At 68.9% G+C, this 19,411-nt stretch carries 18 protein-coding genes; 16 read left to right on the forward strand and 2 right to left on the reverse strand.

Annotated elements, in window-relative coordinates; genetic code table 11:
• Window positions 1-32: 32 nt before the first annotated feature.
• The 5 genes from earP (at window position 33) to U1F38_RS02410 (ending at window position 5,590) form a co-directional block, all read left to right on the forward strand.
• Window positions 33-1,154 carry an elongation factor P maturation arginine rhamnosyltransferase EarP gene (gene earP, locus U1F38_RS02390; RefSeq protein ID WP_409985453.1) on the forward strand — a complete coding sequence of 374 codons (1,122 nt, stop codon included), beginning with the start codon at window positions 33-35 and terminating at the stop codon, window positions 1,152-1,154.
• Window positions 1,155-1,311: 157 nt separating this feature from the next.
• The gene (gene efp, locus U1F38_RS02395) at window positions 1,312-1,866 is read left to right on the forward strand and encodes an elongation factor P (protein ID WP_409985454.1); all 555 of its coding nucleotides are present in this window, start codon (window positions 1,312-1,314) and stop codon (window positions 1,864-1,866) included.
• A 111-nt stretch (window positions 1,867-1,977) separates the two neighbouring features.
• Window positions 1,978-2,850, forward strand: a complete 873-nt coding sequence (locus U1F38_RS02400) for a TIGR00730 family Rossman fold protein (protein ID WP_409985455.1) — start codon at window positions 1,978-1,980, stop codon at window positions 2,848-2,850.
• A 128-nt stretch (window positions 2,851-2,978) separates the two neighbouring features.
• Window positions 2,979-5,138, forward strand: coding sequence for a polyphosphate kinase 1 (gene ppk1 / locus U1F38_RS02405; RefSeq protein ID WP_409985456.1), 2,160 nt, complete (start codon window positions 2,979-2,981; stop codon window positions 5,136-5,138).
• Window positions 5,129-5,590: a SixA phosphatase family protein gene (locus U1F38_RS02410; protein ID WP_409985457.1), complete on the forward strand. Its 462-nt coding sequence runs from the start codon at window positions 5,129-5,131 to the stop codon at window positions 5,588-5,590. The genes ppk1 and U1F38_RS02410 overlap by 10 nt, the downstream gene beginning before the upstream one ends.
• 11 nt (window positions 5,591-5,601) lie before the next feature.
• Here the strand turns inward: U1F38_RS02410 and U1F38_RS02415 are convergent, their stop codons facing one another.
• Both U1F38_RS02415 and U1F38_RS02420 read right to left on the reverse strand, forming a co-directional pair.
• Window positions 5,602-7,080, reverse strand: a complete 1,479-nt coding sequence (locus tag U1F38_RS02415) for an exopolyphosphatase (protein ID WP_409985458.1) — start codon at window positions 7,078-7,080, stop codon at window positions 5,602-5,604.
• 83 nt (window positions 7,081-7,163) lie between these two features.
• On the reverse strand, window positions 7,164-8,249 hold the full coding sequence (locus tag U1F38_RS02420) for an ABC transporter substrate-binding protein (RefSeq protein ID WP_409985459.1): 1,086 nt from the start codon (window positions 8,247-8,249) through the stop codon (window positions 7,164-7,166).
• A gap of 198 nt (window positions 8,250-8,447) precedes the next feature.
• Here U1F38_RS02420 and pstS point away from each other — a divergent pair, with 198 nt between their 5' ends.
• From pstS to U1F38_RS02475, 11 genes are all read left to right on the forward strand, one after another.
• Window positions 8,448-9,485 carry a phosphate ABC transporter substrate-binding protein PstS gene (gene pstS, locus U1F38_RS02425; RefSeq protein ID WP_409985460.1) on the forward strand — a complete coding sequence of 346 codons (1,038 nt, stop codon included), beginning with the start codon at window positions 8,448-8,450 and terminating at the stop codon, window positions 9,483-9,485.
• Between the two features lie 75 nt (window positions 9,486-9,560).
• Entirely contained in the window at window positions 9,561-10,586 is a 1,026-nt protein-coding gene (pstC, locus tag U1F38_RS02430) for a phosphate ABC transporter permease subunit PstC (RefSeq protein ID WP_409985461.1), read from the forward strand.
• Window positions 10,583-11,461, forward strand: coding sequence for a phosphate ABC transporter permease PstA (pstA, locus tag U1F38_RS02435; RefSeq protein WP_409985462.1), 879 nt, complete (start codon window positions 10,583-10,585; stop codon window positions 11,459-11,461). Before pstC ends, pstA begins: the two co-directional genes overlap by 4 nt.
• Before the next feature lie 12 nt (window positions 11,462-11,473).
• A complete protein-coding gene (gene pstB / locus U1F38_RS02440) occupies window positions 11,474-12,250 on the forward strand; it encodes a phosphate ABC transporter ATP-binding protein PstB (protein ID WP_409985463.1) in 777 nt (258 codons plus the stop codon).
• Window positions 12,251-12,263: 13 nt separating this feature from the next.
• Window positions 12,264-12,965 carry a phosphate signaling complex protein PhoU gene (gene phoU, locus U1F38_RS02445; RefSeq protein WP_409985464.1) on the forward strand — a complete coding sequence of 234 codons (702 nt, stop codon included), beginning with the start codon at window positions 12,264-12,266 and terminating at the stop codon, window positions 12,963-12,965.
• The gene (gene phoB, locus U1F38_RS02450; RefSeq protein ID WP_409985465.1) at window positions 12,962-13,666 is read left to right on the forward strand and encodes a phosphate regulon transcriptional regulator PhoB; all 705 of its coding nucleotides are present in this window, start codon (window positions 12,962-12,964) and stop codon (window positions 13,664-13,666) included. Before phoU ends, phoB begins: the two co-directional genes overlap by 4 nt.
• Before the next feature lie 6 nt (window positions 13,667-13,672).
• Window positions 13,673-15,016 (forward strand): phosphate regulon sensor histidine kinase PhoR, encoded by a 1,344-nt coding sequence (gene phoR, locus U1F38_RS02455; protein WP_409985466.1) that lies wholly within the window; start codon window positions 13,673-13,675, stop codon window positions 15,014-15,016.
• A 150-nt stretch (window positions 15,017-15,166) separates the two neighbouring features.
• Window positions 15,167-15,832: a transcriptional repressor LexA gene (gene lexA / locus U1F38_RS02460; RefSeq protein WP_409985467.1), complete on the forward strand. Its 666-nt coding sequence runs from the start codon at window positions 15,167-15,169 to the stop codon at window positions 15,830-15,832.
• A gap of 186 nt (window positions 15,833-16,018) precedes the next feature.
• On the forward strand, window positions 16,019-16,387 hold the full coding sequence (locus tag U1F38_RS02465; protein WP_409985468.1) for a hypothetical protein: 369 nt from the start codon (window positions 16,019-16,021) through the stop codon (window positions 16,385-16,387).
• A gap of 89 nt (window positions 16,388-16,476) precedes the next feature.
• Complete coding sequence (locus U1F38_RS02470) at window positions 16,477-17,484, forward strand: D-2-hydroxyacid dehydrogenase family protein (RefSeq protein WP_409985469.1); 1,008 nt, start codon at window positions 16,477-16,479, stop codon at window positions 17,482-17,484.
• 274 nt (window positions 17,485-17,758) lie between these two features.
• Complete coding sequence (locus U1F38_RS02475; RefSeq protein ID WP_409985470.1) at window positions 17,759-19,282, forward strand: 3-hydroxyacyl-CoA dehydrogenase; 1,524 nt, start codon at window positions 17,759-17,761, stop codon at window positions 19,280-19,282.
• The last annotated feature ends 129 nt before the right edge of the window (window positions 19,283-19,411 follow it).

Raw genomic sequence — 19,411 nt, forward strand, 5'->3', positions numbered from 1 at the left:
GGCATCGACGCATGCATGGGCACAATCGCCCGATGCCTGCCGCACCGCTCATCTGGGACGTGTTTTGTCGCGTGATCGACAACCACGGCGATCTGGGCGTGTGCTGGCGCCTGGCGCGCGAGCTGGCCGCGCGCGGCCATGGCGTGCGCCTGTGGGTGGACGATGCCGGCGCCCTGGCGTGGATGGCGCCGGGGGCCCTGCAGGGCGCATGCCCTGGCGTGCAGGTGTTGCCCTGGGGCGAGCCGTTTGATGCCGGCGCGCTCGGCGGCCTGACCCGCTCCGACGTGTGGATCGAGGCCTTCGGCTGCGAGCTGCCGAAGGCCTTCGTGGCCCACGGCGCGCGCGCCGCCGCAAGCGCCCGTCCGCCCGTGTGGCTCAACCTCGAATACCTCAGCGCCGAGGCGTATGTGGCGCGCATGCACGGCCTGCCCTCGCCGGTGCTGCACGGCCCGGCAGCGGGCTGGACCAAATGGTTCTACTACCCGGGCCTGACCAGTCAAACCGGCGGCCTGCTGCGCGAGGCCGATTTGCCGGCGCGCCAGCAGGCGTTCGATCGCGCGGCCTGGCTGGCGGCGCAGGGCGTGCCCTGGCAGGGCGAGCGCCTGATCTCGCTGTTTTGCTACGAGCCCGCGGCGCTGGCCGCCTGGCTGGCGAAGCTGGACGCTGCCCGCCAACCCACGCGCCTGCTGGTCACCGCCGGCCGCGCCGCACAGGCTGTGCGCGCGGCGTTTGATAATGAAATAGGCCGTTTGCGCATGACTGGTGTGCGCAAACAGCTATCAATTTCATACTTGTCCCATTTGAGTCAGATCGACTACGACCACCTGCTGTGGGCCTGCGACATCAACTTCGTGCGCGGCGAGGATTCGCTGGTGCGCGCGCTGTGGGCGGGCCGCGCCTTGGTATGGCAGCCCTACGTGCAAGACGACGGCGCGCACCATGCCAAGCTGGAGGCCATGCTGGAAGCGCTGGGCGCGCCGCCCGACGTGCGCGCGTTTCACCGCAGCTGGTGCGGCGTGGATGCGACGCCCTTGCCCGTGCCCGACTGGGTCGCGTGGGCCGAGGGCGTGCAGGCCGCGCGCGCGCGCTTGCAGACGCAGGCCGATCTGGTCACCCGCTTGATCGGGTTCGTCCGGCAAAAAACGCTAAAATAGCAGGCTTTTCAAAAATCAGCGGGTCCGATTGGACGAGTGCAACGGGCCTGCTTTCCAACGCGCACCCAGCCGCGGCGCACCAAGAGATCACGCAAGCTGCTTGCGTAACCCCGGATTGGCGCGGCCCGCGCGTCCCACACTCATTGGAATTCGACCCATGAAAATCGCCCAGGAAATCCGCGCCGGCAACGTCATCATGCACGGCAAGGACCCCATGATCGTGCTGAAGACCGAATACGCCCGCGGCGGGCGCGGCGCCGCCACCGTGCGCATGAAGCTCAAGTCCCTGCTGGGCAACATGGGCACCGAAGTCGTCTTCAAGGCCGACGACAAGATGGACCAGGTCATCCTCGACCACAAGGACTGCACCTATTCCTACTTTGCCGACCCGATGTACGTCTTCATGGACGGCGAGTACAACCAGTACGAGGTCGAGGCCGAGAACATGGGCGACACCCTGAACTACCTGGAAGACGGCATGGCCGTCGAGGTGGTGTTCTACGACGGCAAGGCCATTTCGGTCGAGCTGCCCACCACCGTGGTGCGCGAGATCACCTGGACCGAGCCAGCCGTCAAGGGCGACACCTCGGGCAAGGTGCTCAAGCCCGCCAAGATCGCCACCGGTTTCGAGGTGCCCGTGCCCCTGTTCGTCAGCCAGGGCGACAAGATCGAGGTCGATACGCGAACCGGCGAATACCGCAAGCGTGTCTGATCGCGTTCCTTGCCGATCTCCAAAAAAAAAGCGCCGCTTTCGGCGCTTTTTTTGTGCATCCGGGCTCTTGCCGGATGATGAACGCCGCCCGCTTTCAATAAGATGAGCGCGATGGAAACCACCCAAGACATCAAGGAATCCTCGCGCGCCGCCGTGGTGGACGCCTGGGCCACGCTGCAAGCCCACGCCCGCAACGGCGAGCCGCTCAGCCCCGACGCCTATCGTCTGGCCTTTGCCGACCCCGAGTTTTTGCTGCGCACCGAAACGCGCGGCATCCGCTTTCAGCTGGAGCTGCTCAAGCCCGACTTGGGCCTGGCCGCGGCGGGCGTCAACAACACGGTCGTCGTCTACGGCAGCGCGCGGGTGATCGCGCCCGACGTCGCCGAGGCGCAGCTGGCCGCGGCGCGGGCTTCGGGCGATGCCGCCGCGCTGGGCCTGGCCGAGAACGCCGCGCGGGGTGCGCGCTACTACGCCGCGGCGCGCGAATTTGCCCGCATCGTCGCCGAGCACAGCCTGCACCAGCAGCCACAGGACCGTCTGTTCATCTGCACCGGCGGCGGCCCCGGCGTGATGGAGGCGGCCAACCGCGGCGCGCATGACGTGGGCGTGCCTTCGGTGGGCCTGAACATCGGCCTGCCGCACGAGCAGCAGACCAACCCCTACGTCACGCCCTATCTGGCCTTCAAGTTCCACTACTTCGCGCTGCGCAAGATGCACTTCATGATGCGGGCCAAGGCGCTGGTGGCCTTCCCGGGCGGCTTCGGCACGCTGGACGAGCTGTTCGAGGTGCTGACCCTGGTGCAGACGCGCAAGGTCCGCCGCGTGCCCATCGTGCTGTTCGGCAAGAGCTACTGGAGCCGCCTGCTCAATCTGGAGATGCTGGTGGAGGAAGGCGCCATCGCGTCCGAAGACCTGCAGCTGTACCAGCTGGTCGACGAGCCCGCGCAGGCCTGGAAGGTCATCCAGCAGTTCTACGGCCTGTAGCGCGGCGCCGACGGCGGCCGACAGCGGGTACGGCGTTGATGGCGGAGGCCGGGCGTCACGGCTTTGTCACGCAATTGTCATCAGCCCGCGGGACACTTGCGGGGTCCTTCGCGCCGCGACCACGCCCCATGCATCAGCTGCTCCCGCCACTCGGCACCCCCGTTTCCCCCACGCCCGACCTTCTTTCTGAAGGACCGGCGCAGGCCGTCGCGGTGTCCGTGCCGGCCGACCTCGAACTGCTTGATCGCGACCACAGCATCCTGGCCTTCAACGAACGCGTGCTCGACTGGGCCGAGCGCGCGGACGTGCCCCTGCTCGAGCGCCTGCGCTACCTGTGCATCGTCTCGTCCAACCTGGACGAGTTGTTCGAGGTGCGGGCCGCGGCGCATCTGATGGCCTCGGCCCCGCCCGCGCCGCCCGGCGGTGACTCGTTTGCCGCGCTGGCCGGCGCCGTGAGGGAAGTGGTGGCGCGCCAGTACGCGCTCTACAACGACACGCTGATGCCGGCGCTGGCCGCACGCGGCATCCGCATCGTGGGCCATGGCGAACGCAGCAAGGCCCAGCGCAACTGGGTGCGCGAGCATTTCGAGCGCCAGGTGCGGCCGCTGCTGATCCCGGTGGGGCTGGACCCGGCCCATCCGTTTCCGCAGGTGGCCAACAAGTCGCTCAACTTCATCGTGCGCCTGCGCGGCGGCGACGCCTTCGGACGCGACAACGAGATCGCCATCGTCAAGGTGCCGCGCGCGCTGCCGCGCCTGATGCGACTGCCGCGCGAGGGTGCGTCCGATGGGCAGTCCTTCGTCAGCCTGTCGAGCATCATCCGCGCCCATCTGGGCGAGCTGTTTTCGGGCCGCCAGGTGCTGGAGTTCTCGCAGTTTCGCGTCACGCGCCATTCCGACCTGGCTGTCGATGAAGAAGACGTGCGCAACCTGCGCACCGCCCTGCGCCAGGGCCTGCAGCAGCGCAACTACGGCCAGGCGGTGCGCCTCGAGGTGTCGGCCGGGTGCTCGCCCTTCCTGGCGGACTTGCTGCAGGCGCAGTTCGGCCTGCCCGACGCCGCCGTGATGCGCGTGCCGGGGCCCGTGAACCTGGTGCGGCTGATGCAGCTGGTCGACCTGGCGGGCCAGGCCGACCTGTTGTTTCCCACCTGGCGCCCGGCCTGGCCGCACGCGCTGCCGCGTGCCGGCAGCGTGATGGCGCAGATGCGCCGGCGCGACATCCTGATCCACCAGCCCTTCGAGAGTTTTGATGCCGTGCTGGCGTTTCTGCGCGAGGCGGTCAATGACCCGCAGGTGCTCGCCATCAAGCAGACCGTCTACCGCACCGGCGCCGACTCCGAGATGATGGAACTCTTGCGCGAGGCCGTGCGCCGCGGCAAGGAAGTGACGGTGGTGGTCGAGCTGAAGGCGCGCTTCGACGAGGAAGCCAACATCAACTGGGCCGAGGCGCTGGAGTCGATCGGTGCGCAGGTGGTCTATGGCGTGGTGGGCCTCAAGACCCACGCCAAGATGCTGCTGGTGACCCGCCGCGAAGGCGCCGGCCTGCGCCGCTACGGCCATCTGTCCACCGGCAACTACAACCCGCGCACGGCGCGCCTGTACACCGACCTGAGCCACCTGACGGTGGATGAACGCATCACCGCCGACATGGATGCGGTGTTCGACCACCTGGCCAACCAGAACCGCCGCCCGCGCCTGCAGCGCCTGCTGATGGCGCCGTTCGACCTGCAGCGCAGCCTGATCGAGAAGATCGACGCGGTCGGACTGGCGGCCGAACGCGGCGAGGGTGGGCGCATCGTCGCCAAGATGAACGCGCTGACCGACGAGGACCTGGTCGAGGCCCTGGTGCGCGCCGGCCGGCGCGGCGCGCGCATCGACCTGATCGTGCGCGGGGCCTGCATGCTGCCGGCCGGGCGGGCCGGCTGGACCGAAAACATCCGCGTGCGCTCGATCATCGGGCGCTTTCTGGAGCACAGCCGGGTGTTTTATTTCGGCATGGGCGCGCGCGACGAGCTGTATCTGTCCAGCGCCGACTGGATGAATCGCAACATGCTGCGCCGGGTGGAACTGGCCTGGCCGGTGACCGACAAGCGCCTGCGCCAGCGCATCATCAACGAATGCCTGATTGCCTATCTGCATGACGACCGTGACGCCTGGACGCTGCAGCCCGACGGGCGCTACGCCCGCGCGCCGCACGTGCTGGACGGCCACGGCGCCCAGCAGGCGCTGATGGCGCGCTATGCGGCGCAGCCGATCGAACCCAGGCAACGGCCACGGGCATGGACCTGATCCTGTGGCGGCATGCCGAGGCCGAGGACCCGGCCGACGGCACGGAAGACCTGGAGCGCGCACTGACGCCGCGCGGCCTGCGCCAGGCCACGCGCATGGCCGCCTGGCTCGACCGCCAGCTGCCGGACGGCCTGCGCGTGCTGGCCAGCCCGGCCGTGCGCGCGCAGCAGACGGCGCAGGCGCTGGGGCGCAAGTTCAAGCTGCGCGACGAGCTGGCGCCGGTGGCCACGCCGGATGATCTGCTGGCGGTCGTGCAATGGCCACGCGGGCGCGGCACGGTGCTGGTGGTCGGCCACCAGCCCGCGCTGGGGCAGGCCGCGGCGCGCCTGCTGGGCATGGCGGCGCCCGATTGCTCGATTCGCAAGGGTGCGGTGTGGTGGCTGCGCCAGCGCGAGCGCCAGGGTGTGAGCGAGACCGTGCTGCTGGCGGTGCAGGCGCCCGATCTGCTGTAGCGCTCGGCGGTTCAAGCCTCGACGACGACGTAGTCCCAGGGCGTGCGCGCCCAGGCCTGGCTTTCCTCGCGCAGCAGGTATGCCGATTGCGGGTAGGCCTGGGCCCAGCCGGGGCGCGTGCGCACGATGCAGCGCTGGCCCTGCAGGCTCAGGGTGAGGCCGGCCACGTCCGGGTCGCGTCGCGCGTGGCACAGGGCCAGCGCAGTGCGCAGGCACATCAGTTGCAGCGCGAAGCCGGGCTCTTGCACCGGGCCCGCCAGCTTGCGCAGCTTGCCGCGCTGGCCCAGCACCAGCAGGCCCAGGCGCTGCAACTCCGACAGGGCAAAGCCGGCGGCGTCGGTGTGCTCCAGGATGTAGGCGCCGTGCAGGTGGTGGTCGCCGTGCGCGATGCGCCGGCCGATCTCGTGCAGCTGCGCCGCCCAGCCGAGCTTGCGCGCGGCGCGCTCGCTGCCCGCGGGAGCGGCTTGCGTGAACAGCGCCACGGCCAAGCGGGCCACGCGCTCGGCCTGCTCTTCGTCGACGGCAAAGCGGCGCATCAGGGCCCGCACGCTGGTGCTGCGCAGATCGGTTTCGGGCTGCTCGCGATCGAGCATTTCGTACAGCGCTCCCTGGCGCAGCGCGCCCTGGGCCACCGTCATGCGCTCGATGCCCAGTTGCGCGAAGACCGCGCGCAGGATGCTGAGACCGCCGCCGATCACCGCGCGCCGGTCGTCCTTGAGCCCCTCCAGACGCAGGCGATCGACGTGGCGCGCCCGCAGCAACTGCTCCTGCAGCCAGGCCAGGCCCCCGCGCGTGATCACGCCCTGCTGCCCGAGCATGGGCGCCAGCATCGAGCCGGCCGCGCCCACGGTGCCCGAGGAGCCATAGGCCACGTCCCAGCTGTCGCGCGGAAACTGCGTCATGACCTCGTCGAACACCGCCTGGGCGGCCAACTCGGCCGCTTCGAAGGCGCTGCGGGTGAAGGCGCCGTCGGCAAAATACCGGGCGGACCAGGCCACGCTGCCGACGCGGCATGACGCGGCGGCAGCGGGCGTGAACTGGCGGCCCACGATCAGCTCGGTGGAGCGCCCGCCGATGTCCACCACCAGGCGCCGCTCGTCCGACTGGGGCAGCATGCGCGCCACGCCCTTGTAGATCAGGCGCGCTTCTTCCAGGCCCGAGACCACGTCGATCGGAAAGCCCAGGATGGCACTGCCGCGCGCGATGAAGTCCTCGCGGTTGCGCGCCTCGCGCAGCGTCTGGGTGGCCACGGCGCGCACCTGCGGCCGGGCAAAGCCCACCAGGCGCTCGGCAAAGCGGGCCAGGCAATCCCAGCCGCGCTGCATGGCTTCGGGCGTCAGCTCGTGCTTGTCGTCCAGGCCGGCGCCCTGGCGCACGGTTTCCTTGAGATATTCGACGCGCTGGATCTGGCCGTGCTCCAGGCGGCCGATTTCCAGGCGAAAGCTGTTGGATCCCAGATCCACGGCAGCCAGCAATGTGCCGTCTTGCATGAAGATTCGTACCGGTTGAATTCTCGAAAGCGGCGCAGCATAGCACCGGGCCAGCGGGCCCATTCGGGCGTCGTTCACCGCTTTCAGCCGACGATGCGGCCGTCGGCCGTGAGCATGGCCTGGGTGACCAGGCCGGCCGCCAGCTCGCGCCCCTGATAGCGCACCGCGTAGCCGCCCACCGAGCTCGCACTGCGCCGGCGGCACGCGGCCAGCACGCTGGCGCGCGTGATCGGGCCTTGCACGCTGGCCAGCAGGTCGGCGGTATGGCGCGCCGCGATGAAGCCGGCCAGCCCCTGCGGCGTGGGCGCTTCGTCATACCAGCGGGCCAGGGCCGCGCGATAGGCGCGCACCACGGGCAGGCTGCTGCCCACCATCGGCACCGGTTGCGTGGCGATGACCGAGACACCGCGCGGCAGGTGGCCCAGCTGGGTCAGCACCTGCAGGTTGACGTCGGCCAGGGCCAGCACATAACACTGGCGCCCCGCGGGCAGGCGCAGCTGGCCGACAAAGCCGTGCAGCTCCGGCGTGGCGCCGGCAAACAGCACCATGAGCGGCGGCTGGTCGGCCAGCGTGGCATGCAGTCGCAGGCCGCTGGCTTTTGCGGCCTGGGTCAGGCTGCCTTCCCATTGCTGGCGCAGCGCGGGGCTGCCGAACACCACCCCGGCTTGCTTGATGCCCATCTGGCCCAGCGCGCGCAGCGCATGGCCGATCTGCGCCTGATAACCGGCAAAGATCGGGAACACGCCGTCCTGGGTGTCCTGCCAGGGCCGCATCAGCCAGGGCGCCACGTGCGCCAGCGCCGGGGCCTCGCCCTGCAGCGCGGCCACTGCGGCTGCCACGCCGTCGCCCACGCAGCCCGACAGCGCCACGCAGCCGGGTTGCGCCAGCGCGGTCTGCCAGGCCTGACGCAGTTCGCCGCGGCCGCCCAAGGTGGTCAGCACCCAATGCTGCACGCGCTGGCCGCGCACGCCGCCATCGGCATTCACCGCGGCCCAGGCGGCGCGGGCGCCGACGACGAAGTCGCGGCTGACGTCATGTTGATCGGGGGATTCATCGATGATCTGGGCTACCGTGAGCGCGGTGGGCTCCTGCGCCCGGACGGGCAACAGCGGCAGCGCGCAGACGGCGGCACCGGCGCGCAGGGCGGCGCGGCGCGAGAGAACAGGCATGGCGTGATGAAAAAGCGGAAGAAGACGGCTGGCCTGCAGGGCAGGCGGGGTGCCAGCCTACGCCGCCCATGTGGCAAACGTGTGACAGCGCGGCGCCGGCCCATGACGGTGGGGCGTCGCCCGAATGTGACTGTCACGACGGTGTCACAAACGCCTCCTACATTGACCTCACTGAACTTACCAACCATGAGGTCTTTCATGAAACTGTCTGCGATTCGGATTTTGGTGTCGGGTGTGCTGGCTTGTGGGGCCTTGTCGGCCGCGTGGGCCCAGGAGGCCACCGGCGCGGGTGCCAGCTTTCCGGCGCCGCTGTACGCCAAGTGGGCGGCCGACTACAACAAGGCGACGGGCGTCAAGATCAACTACCAGTCGGTCGGCTCGGGCGCCGGCCTGAAGCAGATCGAAGCCAAGACGGTGGACTTCGGTGCCAGTGACGCCCCGCTGAAGGACGAGGACCTCAAGGCCAAGGGCCTGATGCAGTTCCCCACCGTGGTCGGCGGCATCGTCCCGGTGGTCAACATCCAGGGCGTGGCGCCGGGCCAGCTCAAGCTCAGCGGCCCGCTGCTGGCCGACATCTACCTCGGCAAGATCACCAAGTGGAACGATCCGGCCATCGTGGCGCTGAATGCCGGCGTCAAGCTGCCGGACGCGACCATCGCCCCGGTGCGCCGCGCTGACGGATCGGGCACGACCTTCGGCTTCACCAACTACCTGTCCAAGGTCAGCCCCGAATGGAAGGACAAGGTGGGCGAGGGCACGGCGGTGAACTGGCCGCTGGGTGCCGGTGGCAAGGGCAACGAGGGCGTGGCCGCCTTCGTGGGCCGCCTGGCCAACTCGATCGGCTACGTCGAATATGCCTACGTCAAGCAGAACAAGCAGACCTACGCGCAGCTGCAAAACAGCGCCGGCAACTTCGTGTCGCCCAACGACGCCACCTTCAAGGCCGCCGCGGCCGGTGCCGACTGGTCCCGCAGCTTCTACCAAATTCTGACCAACCAGCCCGGCAAGGACTCCTGGCCCATCACCTCGGCCACCTTCATCCTGATGCACAAGGCGCAGGACAAGCCGCAGCAGGCCGCCACCGTGCTGAAGTTTTTCGAGTGGGCCTACCAGTCGGGTGACAAGACCGCCGACGACCTGGACTACGTGCCCATGCCGGAGAGCGTCAAGGGCGTGATCTTCAAGTCCTGGTCCGAGATCAAGGACGGCGCGGGCAAGCCCATCGCAGTGAAGTAATCTTGCACCTTCACACCATCAGCGGCGACCTGGCCCGTGTGGCAGGCCGCCGGCCCTGACCAACCTTTCGGGCCCATGCCAGTGAACCCACCCACGCTTGCCCAACAGGCGCTGCCCTTGCCTGCGGGAGCCACCCGCCGTCCGGCGCCGCCTCGGCCGTCGCGGTCCACCGCCGCGCTGGCCGATCGTTTGTTTGCCATCCTGGCGCGCGGCGCGGCGCTGGTGACCCTGGCCCTGCTGCTGGGGATCCTGGCCTCGCTGGTGCATGGCGCCTGGCCGGCCATCGAGCGCTACGGCCTGAGTTTCCTGGTGCGCAGCCAGTGGGACCCGGTCGAGAACGAGTACGGCGGCCTGGTGATGATCTACGGCACGCTGGCGACGTCGGCGATCGCGCTGCTGATCGCCGTGCCGGTGAGCTTCGGCATCGCGCTGTTTCTGACCGAGCTCTCGCCCGCCTGGCTCAAGCGTCCGCTGGGCACGGCGGTCGAGCTGCTGGCCGCCGTGCCGTCCATCGTCTACGGCATGTGGGGGCTGATGGTGTTCGGCCCCATCCTGGCCGCCTGGGTGCAGCAGCCCCTGCAGGCGCTGTTCAACGGCGTGCCCTACCTGGGCGCGCTGGTTTCGGGGCCGCCGGTGGGCATCGGCATCCTGTCGGCGGGCATCATCCTGGCCATCATGGTGATCCCGTTCATCGCCTCGGTCATGCGCGACGTGTTCGAGGTGACCCCGGCGCTGCTCAAGGAATCGGCCTACGGCCTGGGCGCCACCACCTGGGAAGTGGTGTGGAAGGTGGTGCTGCCGTATACCAAGACGGGAGTGCTGGGTGGCGTGATGCTGGGCCTGGGCCGCGCGCTGGGCGAGACCATGGCCGTCACCTTCGTCATCGGCAACATGAACCAGCTGGGTTCGCTGTCGCTGTTCGAGGCGGCCAACAGCATCACCTCGGCACTGGCCAACGAATTTGCCGAGGCCGGCGCGGGACTGCACCAGGCCTCGCTGATGTACCTGGGCCTGGTGCTGTTTTTCATCACCTTCGTGGTGCTGGCACTGTCCAAGCTGTTGCTGGGCCGCCTGAAGAAGGCCGAAGGGGGGCGCGCATGACGACCCGACAAGCCGACTTTGCAGCGAAAGGCGCGCAGGTGCGCCAGTCGCGCTATGCCGCGCGCAAGCGCATCAATCAGGTGGCGCTGTCGCTGTCGCTGGCCGCCATGGCTTTTGGCGTGTTCTGGCTGGTGTGGATTTTGTGGGAGACGGTGCGCCTGGGGCTGGGCGGCATGTCGCTGGCGCTGTTCACCGACATGACGCCGCCGCCCAACGAGGCCGGCGGCCTGGCCAATGCCATCTACGGCTCGCTGGTCATGGTGGCGATGGCCACCTTCATCGGCACGCCCGTCGGGGTCATGGCCGGCGTCTATCTGGCCGAATACGACCCGCGCGGCTGGCTGGCCGGCATCACGCGCTTCGTCAACGACATCCTGCTGTCGGCGCCCAGCATCGTCATCGGCCTGTTCGTCTATGCCGTGGTCGTGGCGCAGTTCAAGAGCTTCTCGGCCTGGGCCGGCATCGTGGCGCTGGCGTTGATCGTCGTTCCGGTGGTCATCCGCACGACGGAGAACATGCTGTCTTTGGTGCCCGCCAGCCTGCGTGAGGCGGCCTACGCCCTGGGCACGCCCAAGTGGCGCGTCATCACGCGGATCACGCTGCGCGCGGCAAGCTCCGGCGTCATCACGGGCGTGCTGCTGGCGGTGGCCCGCATTGCCGGCGAAACGGCGCCGCTGCTGTTCACCGCGCTGAACAACCAGTTCTGGAACGGCGACCTGGCCAAGCCCATGGCCAGCCTGCCGGTGACGATTTTCAAGTTTGCCATGAGCCCCTACGAGAACTGGCAGCAACTGGCCTGGGCCGCGGTGTTTCTCATCACCCTGGCGGTGCTCGGCCTCAACATCCTGGCGCGCGTGCTGACGCGCCAAAAATAAGGAAAGCGCAACATGTCCGTCGTTTCACCCATGCCGCCCGCCAAGCTGGCGGTGCGCGACCTCAACTTTCATTACGGCAAGTTCCACGCCCTGAAGGGCATCAACCTGGACGTTCCGGCCAACAAGGTGACCGCCTTCATCGGCCCCTCGGGCTGCGGCAAGTCCACGCTGCTGCGCACCTTCAACCGCATGTTCGAGCTGTATCCCGAGCAGCGCGCGCAGGGCCAGATCCTGCTGGACGGCGAGGACCTGCTGTCCAGCCGGCAGGACGTGGCGCTGATCCGCGCCAAGGTGGGCATGGTGTTCCAGAAGCCCACGCCCTTTCCCATGTCGATCTACGACAACATTGCCTTCGGCGTGAAGCTGTTCGAGAGCCTGAACGCCACCGACATGGACGAGCGCGTGGAATGGGCGCTGAAGAAGGCCGCGCTGTGGAACGAGGTCAAGGACAAGCTGAACCAGAGCGGCTCGGGCCTGTCGGGCGGGCAGCAGCAGCGCCTGTGCATCGCGCGCGGCATCGCCATCAAGCCCGAGGTGCTGCTGCTGGACGAGCCCTGCTCGGCGCTGGACCCGATCTCCACCGCCAAGATCGAGGAGCTGATTGCCGAGCTGAAGGACGAGTACACGGTGGTCATCGTGACGCACAACATGCAGCAGGCCGCGCGCTGCAGCGACTACACGGCCTACATGTACCTGGGCGACCTGATTGAGTTCGGGGCCACCGAGCAGATGTTCTTCAAGCCGCAGCGCAAGGAGACGGAAGACTACATCACGGGCCGCTTCGGTTGAGGACACACACACCATGGCAGACAAACACCTTTCATCCCAGTTCGACAGCGAACTCAACCAGGTCTCGGCCCGCGTCATGGAGCTGGGCGGCCTGGTCGAATCGCAGATCCACCAGGCCATCACGGCACTGTCGGAGTTCAGCACCGAGGCCGCCGAGCGCGTGCAGTTCATCGAGAACCGCGTCAACCAGATGGAAGTGGAGATTGACCACGAGCTCATCACCATCATCGCCCGGCGTCAGCCGACGGCGCGCGATTTGCGCCTGGTGATGGCGTTTTCCAAGGCCACGGCCAACCTCGAGCGCATGGGCGACGAGGCCACGCGCATGGCGCGCATGGTGCGCTCCATCATCGAAAGCGGCGCCGCACGCTCGCTGCCCAGCAGCGATCTGCGCATGGCCGCCGACCTGGCCTCGGGTCTGCTGCGCAAGGCGCTGGACGCCTTTGCGCGCCTGGACACGCGAGCAGCCCTCACCATCCTGAAAGAGGATGATCTGATCGACCGCGAGTTCGACGGCTTCATGCGCAAGCTCATCACCTACATGATGGAAGACGCGCGCACCATCTCGCCCAGCCTGGATCTGCTGTTTCTGGCCAAGGCGATCGAGCGCATCGGCGATCATTCCAAGAACATCGCCGAACTCATCATCTACCTGGTCGAAGGCAAGGACGTGCGCCACACGGCGCTGGAAGACATCGAATCCGTTGTTCAATGAAGAGCTTTCCCCGAGTGCTGATCGTCGAGGACGAAGCCGCCATCGCCGAGCTCGTGGCCGTCAACCTGCGGCACAACGGCTTCACCCCCATCTGGGCCGAGGACGGCGAGGCGGCACAGCGCGAGCTGGACGCGGTGTTGCCTGACGTGGTGCTGCTTGACTGGATGCTGCCCGGCCAGAGCGGCCTGCAACTGGCGCGCAAGTGGCGCGCCGATGCGCGCAGCAAGTCGATCCCCATCCTCATGCTGACCGCGCGCGGCGACGAGCCCGAGAAGGTGGCGGGGCTGGACGCCGGCGCCGATGACTACATCACCAAGCCGTTTTCGACGCAGGAGCTGCTGGCGCGCATCCGCGCCGTGCTGCGCCGGCGCGCCCCCGAGCACAGTGGCGAAAGCGTCACGGTGGCCGACCTGCACCTCGACCCCGACACCTATCGCGTGAGCTGGCGCGGCCAGCCCCTGAAGCTGGGGCCGACCGAATTCAAGCTGCTGCACCACCTGATGCGCCACGCCGAGCGTGTGCACAGTCGGGCGCAACTGCTCGACAAGGTGTGGGGCGACCATGTGTTCATCGAGGAGCGCACCGTGGACGTGCACATCAAGCGCCTGCGCGAGGCGCTGGGCGAAGCCGCCGCGCTGCTGGAGACGGTGCGCGGCGCGGGCTACCGCATCACGGCCGCGGCGCACGGGCCCAATGCGTAGCCGGTCGTGACGCTGCGCCTGCTGTTTTTCCTGCTGTGCCAGCTGGCAGGCGCCGCGCTGGGCGGCTGGCAGGCGGGCTACTGGGGCGCATTGGCGGGCGCCGGCGCGGCAGCCTGGCTGTGGTTTGCGTGGGATCTGTGGCGTGGCGGGCGCGTGCTGGCCTGGCTGCGTCAGGGCGAGCTGGCGGATGCCCCGTCGATGCGGGGCATGTGGGGCGAGGCGGCCGACCGCGCGCGGCGCCTGTTGCGCCAGCAGCAGCAGCAGGTGGCCGCCAGCGACGCGCGCCTGCAAGCGATCCTCGCCGCCTTGCAGGCCTCGCCCAACGGGGTGTTGCTGTTGGACGGCGAGGGGCACATCGAGTGGTGCAATCAACTGGCGGCGCAGCATTTCGGGCTGGACGTGCAGCGCGACCGGATGCAGTCCGTGAGCAACCTGCTGCGCGATCCGGCCTTCAGCGCCTACCTGGCTGCGCGCGACTACACCCACGACGTGTTGCTGGTCGGGCGCGAGAGCACGCCCAAGCACCCGGTGCGGCTGTCGGTGCAGCTGTATCCCTATGGTGACGGCCGCCGGCTCATGCTTTCGCGCGACGTCACGCAGCTGGAGCAGGCCGAGGCCATGCGGCGCGACTTCGTGGCCAACGTCTCGCATGAAATCCGCACGCCGCTGACCGTGCTCGCCGGCTTTGTCGAGACCTTGCAGACCCTGCCGCTGGACGAGGCCGAGCGCGCGCGCTACCTGGCCCTGATGGCGCAGCAGGCCGAGCGCATGCAGCATCTGGTGCAGGACCTGCTGACCCTGTCGCGCCTGGAGGGCAGCCCCGCGCCCAGCCTGGACGAGTGGACGCCCGTGCAGCAGCTGCTGCAGCGCTGCGAGCGCGAGGCGCAGGTGCTCTCGGGCCTGGTGTTGCCGGCAGGGGCGGCGCCGCATGCGCTGCATTTTCCGGACGAGGCCGCGCAGCGCGCCGCCGGCCAGATCGCCGGCCGCGCCGCCGAGCTGCACAGCGCGCTGTCCAATCTGGTGAGCAACGCCGTGCGCTACACCCCCGCCGGCGGCGTGATCACGGTGCAGTGGACGCCCCTGCCCGATGGCAGCGCCTGCTTTTCGGTGCGCGACAACGGCCCCGGCATCGCGCCCGAACACCTGCCGCGCCTGACCGAGCGCTTCTACCGCGTCGATCGCAGCCGCTCGCGCGACACCGGCGGCACCGGCCTGGGCCTGGCCATCGTCAAGCACGTGTTGCTGCGCCACGGCGCGAAGCTGGAGATCGAGAGCGTGCCCGGGCGCGGCTCGGTGTTTTCGGCGCTGTTTCCGGCCAACCGCCTGCGCCCGGCCGAGCCCACCCGCTGACCCGTCCCGCGTTTGTTGGCCCGGCCTGGTGCGCCGGCGCCCGGGCGTGGGCTTTTCGCAAAAATTTCCCGCTTGTCTCTTGCCACGGGCTGAAAACTGATTAAAAATACAGTTACTGGATAACAATACAGTTTTCTTGCGAGGCCCATCATGAGCGACACGCCCCGACTCACACCGCGGCAGCAGCAGATCCTGCATCTGGTGCAGCGTGCCATTGCGCGTACCGGCGCGCCGCCCACGCGCGCCGAAATCGCCGCCGAGTTGGGCTTCAAGTCCGCCAACGCCGCCGAGGAGCACCTGCAGGCCCTGGCACGCAAGGGCGCGATCGAGCTGGTCAGTGGCACCTCGCGCGGCATCCGCCTGAAGGGCGCGGCACGCAGCGCGCTGCGCGGTGATGGCGCCAGCCTGTCCCTGCCCGGCATGGCCCAACTGGCGCTGCCCCTCATCGGCCGCGTCGCCGCCGGCTCGCCCATCCTGGCGCAGGAGCACGTCGATCAGACCTACCACCTGGAGCCCACCTTGTTTGCCCAGCGCCCCGACTACCTGCTGCGCGTGCGCGGCATGTCCATGCGGGACGCCGGCATCATGGACGGCGACTTGCTGGCCGTTCAGTCCACGCGCGACGCGCGCAACGGCCAGATCGTGGTGGCACGCCTGGGCGACGACGTCACCGTCAAGCGCTTTCACCGCCACCAGGGCCAGATCGAGCTGCACGCCGAAAACCCCGACTACCCCACCATCGTGGTGCGTCCGGGCGAACCCTTCGAGATCGAGGGCCTGGCCGTCGGCCTCATTCGCAACAGCATGCTCATGTAGCGCCGCGGCAACCCCATCGTCCCGCGCTGTCCAGGTGGCGGGCGTGCAGGTGACCGGGCGCGGCCATGCCGCGGCCCCCACCCACACCCTGTGGCAGCGCGGCTTGCGAACGGGCGGACCCCCGGGTCTTCCTGCTTCGCTGCAATCTCGCCTGTGTCCAACCTCCGCATCCAAGAAAGGTTTTACATGGGACTCCTGAACAACCCCCGCCCATCCGCCGCCGCCGTCGTGCACCTGGCCGACTATCGGGTGCCCAGCCACCGTCGTCGCGCTGCACCGGCGCTCAGCGCGCCCGGGCTCGGCGCCTGGGCCCAGGCTGCGCAGGCCCGCGCCAGCACGCGCGCCCACGCATCTGCGCACCTTCCGCCCCCAGGGGCCGCGCAGCAGCCCCAGGCATCCGGTGCGGTGCGCGTCACCCGTTTTTCCGAGGCCGCCAACGCCAGCGGCCCGGTGCGCCACCTGCGCATTTGCGGGCGCCTGACCGATGTGTGTGCCGAGCTCGATCGCCTCGTGGCGGCCGAGGCGCGGCACGGCGCCCAGTCGCGCCGCGCTTGATTGCGCTGGCCGGCGACGCGTGGCCCGCCGCGCGGGCGTCGCAAAGCGGGCATTCATCCACGGCGCCCGCCACGCGGCACAATGCGCGGATGAACATCGTCATACTCGATGACTACCAGGACGCGGTGCGCAAGCTCGCGTGCGCGGCCAAGCTCGAGCCCTACCCGGCCAAGGTCTACACCAACACCGTCAAGGGTTTGGGCCAACTGGCGGTGCGCTTGCGCGACGTCGAGGTGCTGGTGCTGATCCGCGAGCGCACGCACGTCACCCGGGCGTTGATTGAAAAGCTGCCCAAGCTGCGCATGATCTCGCAGACCGGGCGGGTGGGCAGCCACATCGACCTGGCCGCCTGCACCGAGCGCGGCATCGTGGTGGCCGAAGGCGGCGGCTCGCCCGTGGCCCCGGCCGAGCTGACCTGGGCGCTGATCATGGCCGCGGCGCGGCGCCTGCCGCAGTACATCGGCAACCTCAAGCACGGCGCGTGGCAGCAATCGGGGCTGAAGTCCGCTTCCATGCCGCCCAACTTCGGCCTGGGCACCGTGCTGCGCGGGCGCACGCTGGGCATCTGGGGTTATGGGCGCATCGGCCAACTGGTGGCGCACTACGGGCGCAGCTTCGGCATGAACGTGATGGTCTGGGGCTCGCCCGAGTCGCTGGCCCGGGCGCGCGCCGACGGCCATCATGCCGCGCCCACGCGCGCCGAGTTTTTTGCGCTGGCCGACGTGCTGTCCCTGCACCTGCGCCTGGCTGACGCCACGCACAGCATCGTCAAGCTGGACGACCTGGTGCGCATGAAGCCCACGGCTCTGCTGGTCAACACCTCGCGCGCCGAACTGATCGAGGCCGACGCGCTGGTCAGCGCCCTCAACCGCGGCCGCCCCGGCATGGCCGCGGTGGACGTGTTCGAGTCCGAGCCCATCCTGCAAGGCCACGCGCTCCTGCGGCTCGAAAACTGCATCTGCACACCGCACATCGGCTATGTCGAGCAGGACAGCTACGAGCAGTATTTCGGCGCGGCGTTCGACAATATCGTCAGCTACCTGCGCGGCACGCCCACCAACATCGTCAACCCGGGCGCTTTGCAGGTGAGGAGATAGCATGATGCACACCCCCTGCGTCGCCTTCGGCGCCTTCCCCCTCCAGGGGGACGACGCCTGTGGCCGGGCCAAGCCCGTTCCACGGCATCTGCTGGCTTGGCCTGCTTCGCGGCCTTTCGGCTCTTTCAGCTTCGTGGCCTGCGGGTGATGCACGGCCCCATCGACCTTCGCCATGCTGACGCCCGAATTCAAAACAAAATAGGCTGAATGCGCTTGTCCATCAAGCGCCGAAAGCTATCATTTCAATAGTTTTCAAACCCACCCATCAAGCACCATGAGCACTCCGCAATTCACCACCGTCGGCCTGGTCGGCACCGGCGCCATGGGGCGCGGCATCGCGCAGATCGCTGCGCAGGCGGGCGCCGTCGTGCGCCTGTTCGACACCCAGGCGGACGCCGTTGCCAAGGCCCAGGCCGCGCTGGGCGCGCAGTGGGACAAGCTGGCTGAAAAGGGCAAGCTGAGCGCCGATGCGGTGGCCGCCTGCAAGGCGCGGCTCAAGCCCGCCGCCCAACTGGCCGACCTGGCCGACTGCGACCTGGTGGTCGAGGCCATCGTCGAGCGCCTGGACGTCAAGCAAAAGCTGTTTGCGGAGCTGGAGGCCATCGTCCAGCCCACGGCGGTGCTGGCCACCAACACCTCGTCGCTGTCGGTCACGGCCATTGCGGCGGGCCTCAAGCACCCGCAGCGCTTTGCCGGCTACCACTTCTTCAACCCGGTGCCGCTGATGAAGGTGGTCGAGTGCATTGCGGGCCTGAAGACCGACCCCGCCGTGTGCCAGCGCCTGGCTGCCTTTGCGCGCCAGATGGGCCACACGCCGGTGCAGGCGGGCGACACGCCGGGTTTCATCGTCAACCACGCCGGGCGCGGCTACGGCACCGAGGCGCTGCGCATCGTGGGCGAGGGCGTGGCCGACTTCGCCACCATCGACCGCATCCTGAAGGACCAGGTCGGCTTTCGCCTGGGTCCGTTCGAGCTGTTCGACCTCACCGCGCTCGATGTGTCTCACCCCGTGATGGAATCGATCTATCGCCAGTACTACGACGAGCCGCGCTACCGTCCCAGCGTGATCACCGCGCAGCGCCTGGCCGGCGGCGTGGTGGGCAAGAAGGGGGGCGAGGGCTTTTATCGCTATGTCGATGGCAAGGCCCAGATGGCGCCCGAGCCCGCCGTGCCGCAAGTGGCCGAGCTGCCGCCGGTGTGGGTCTCCACCCGCGCGGCGCGCCGCGCCGAGCTGCTGCAACTGTTGAAAGACCTGGGCGCGAAGATCGAGACGGGTCAATCCCCATCGCCCCAGGCCCTCACCGTGGTGGCCCCGCTGGGCTTTGACGTGACCACCGTGGCCGTGGTCGAGCGTCTGGACCCGGCGCGCACCGTGGGCATCGACCTGCTGGTGGAAGACGCTGCCACCAGGCGGCGCGTGCTGGCCACCAACCCCGCCACGCGCAGCGACATGCGCGATGCGGCGCACGCCCTGTTTGCGCGCGACGGCAAGCCCGTCAGCGTGATCCGCGACTCGGGCGGCTTCGTCACCCAGCGCGTGGTGGCCACCATCGTCAACATCGCCGCCGACATGTGCCAGCAGCGCGTGTGCACGCCGCAGGACCTGGAAACCGCCGTCACCCTGGGCCTGGGCTACCCGCTGGGCCCGCTGGCCATGGGCGACCGATTCGGCCCCGCCAGCGTGCTGGAGGTGCTGTTCAACCTGCAAACCGTCTATGGCGATCCGCGCTACCGCCCCAGCCCCTGGCTGCGCCGGCGCGGCGCCATCGGCCTGAGCCTTTTGCATGAAGAAACGTGACCACCCCCAGTCTCCACTCGCTGCGCGATGTTTCGCCTCCCCCTCCAGGGGGCATCGCCACTGGGCGGGCCAAGCCCTTCCACGGCGATCGCTGGCATGGCCTGCTCCGCGGCCTTCCGAGCCTTCGCG

It is taken from the genome of Ottowia sp. (assembly GCF_046348305.1).
Classification (GTDB): Bacteria; Pseudomonadota; Gammaproteobacteria; order Burkholderiales; family Burkholderiaceae_C; genus Ottowia.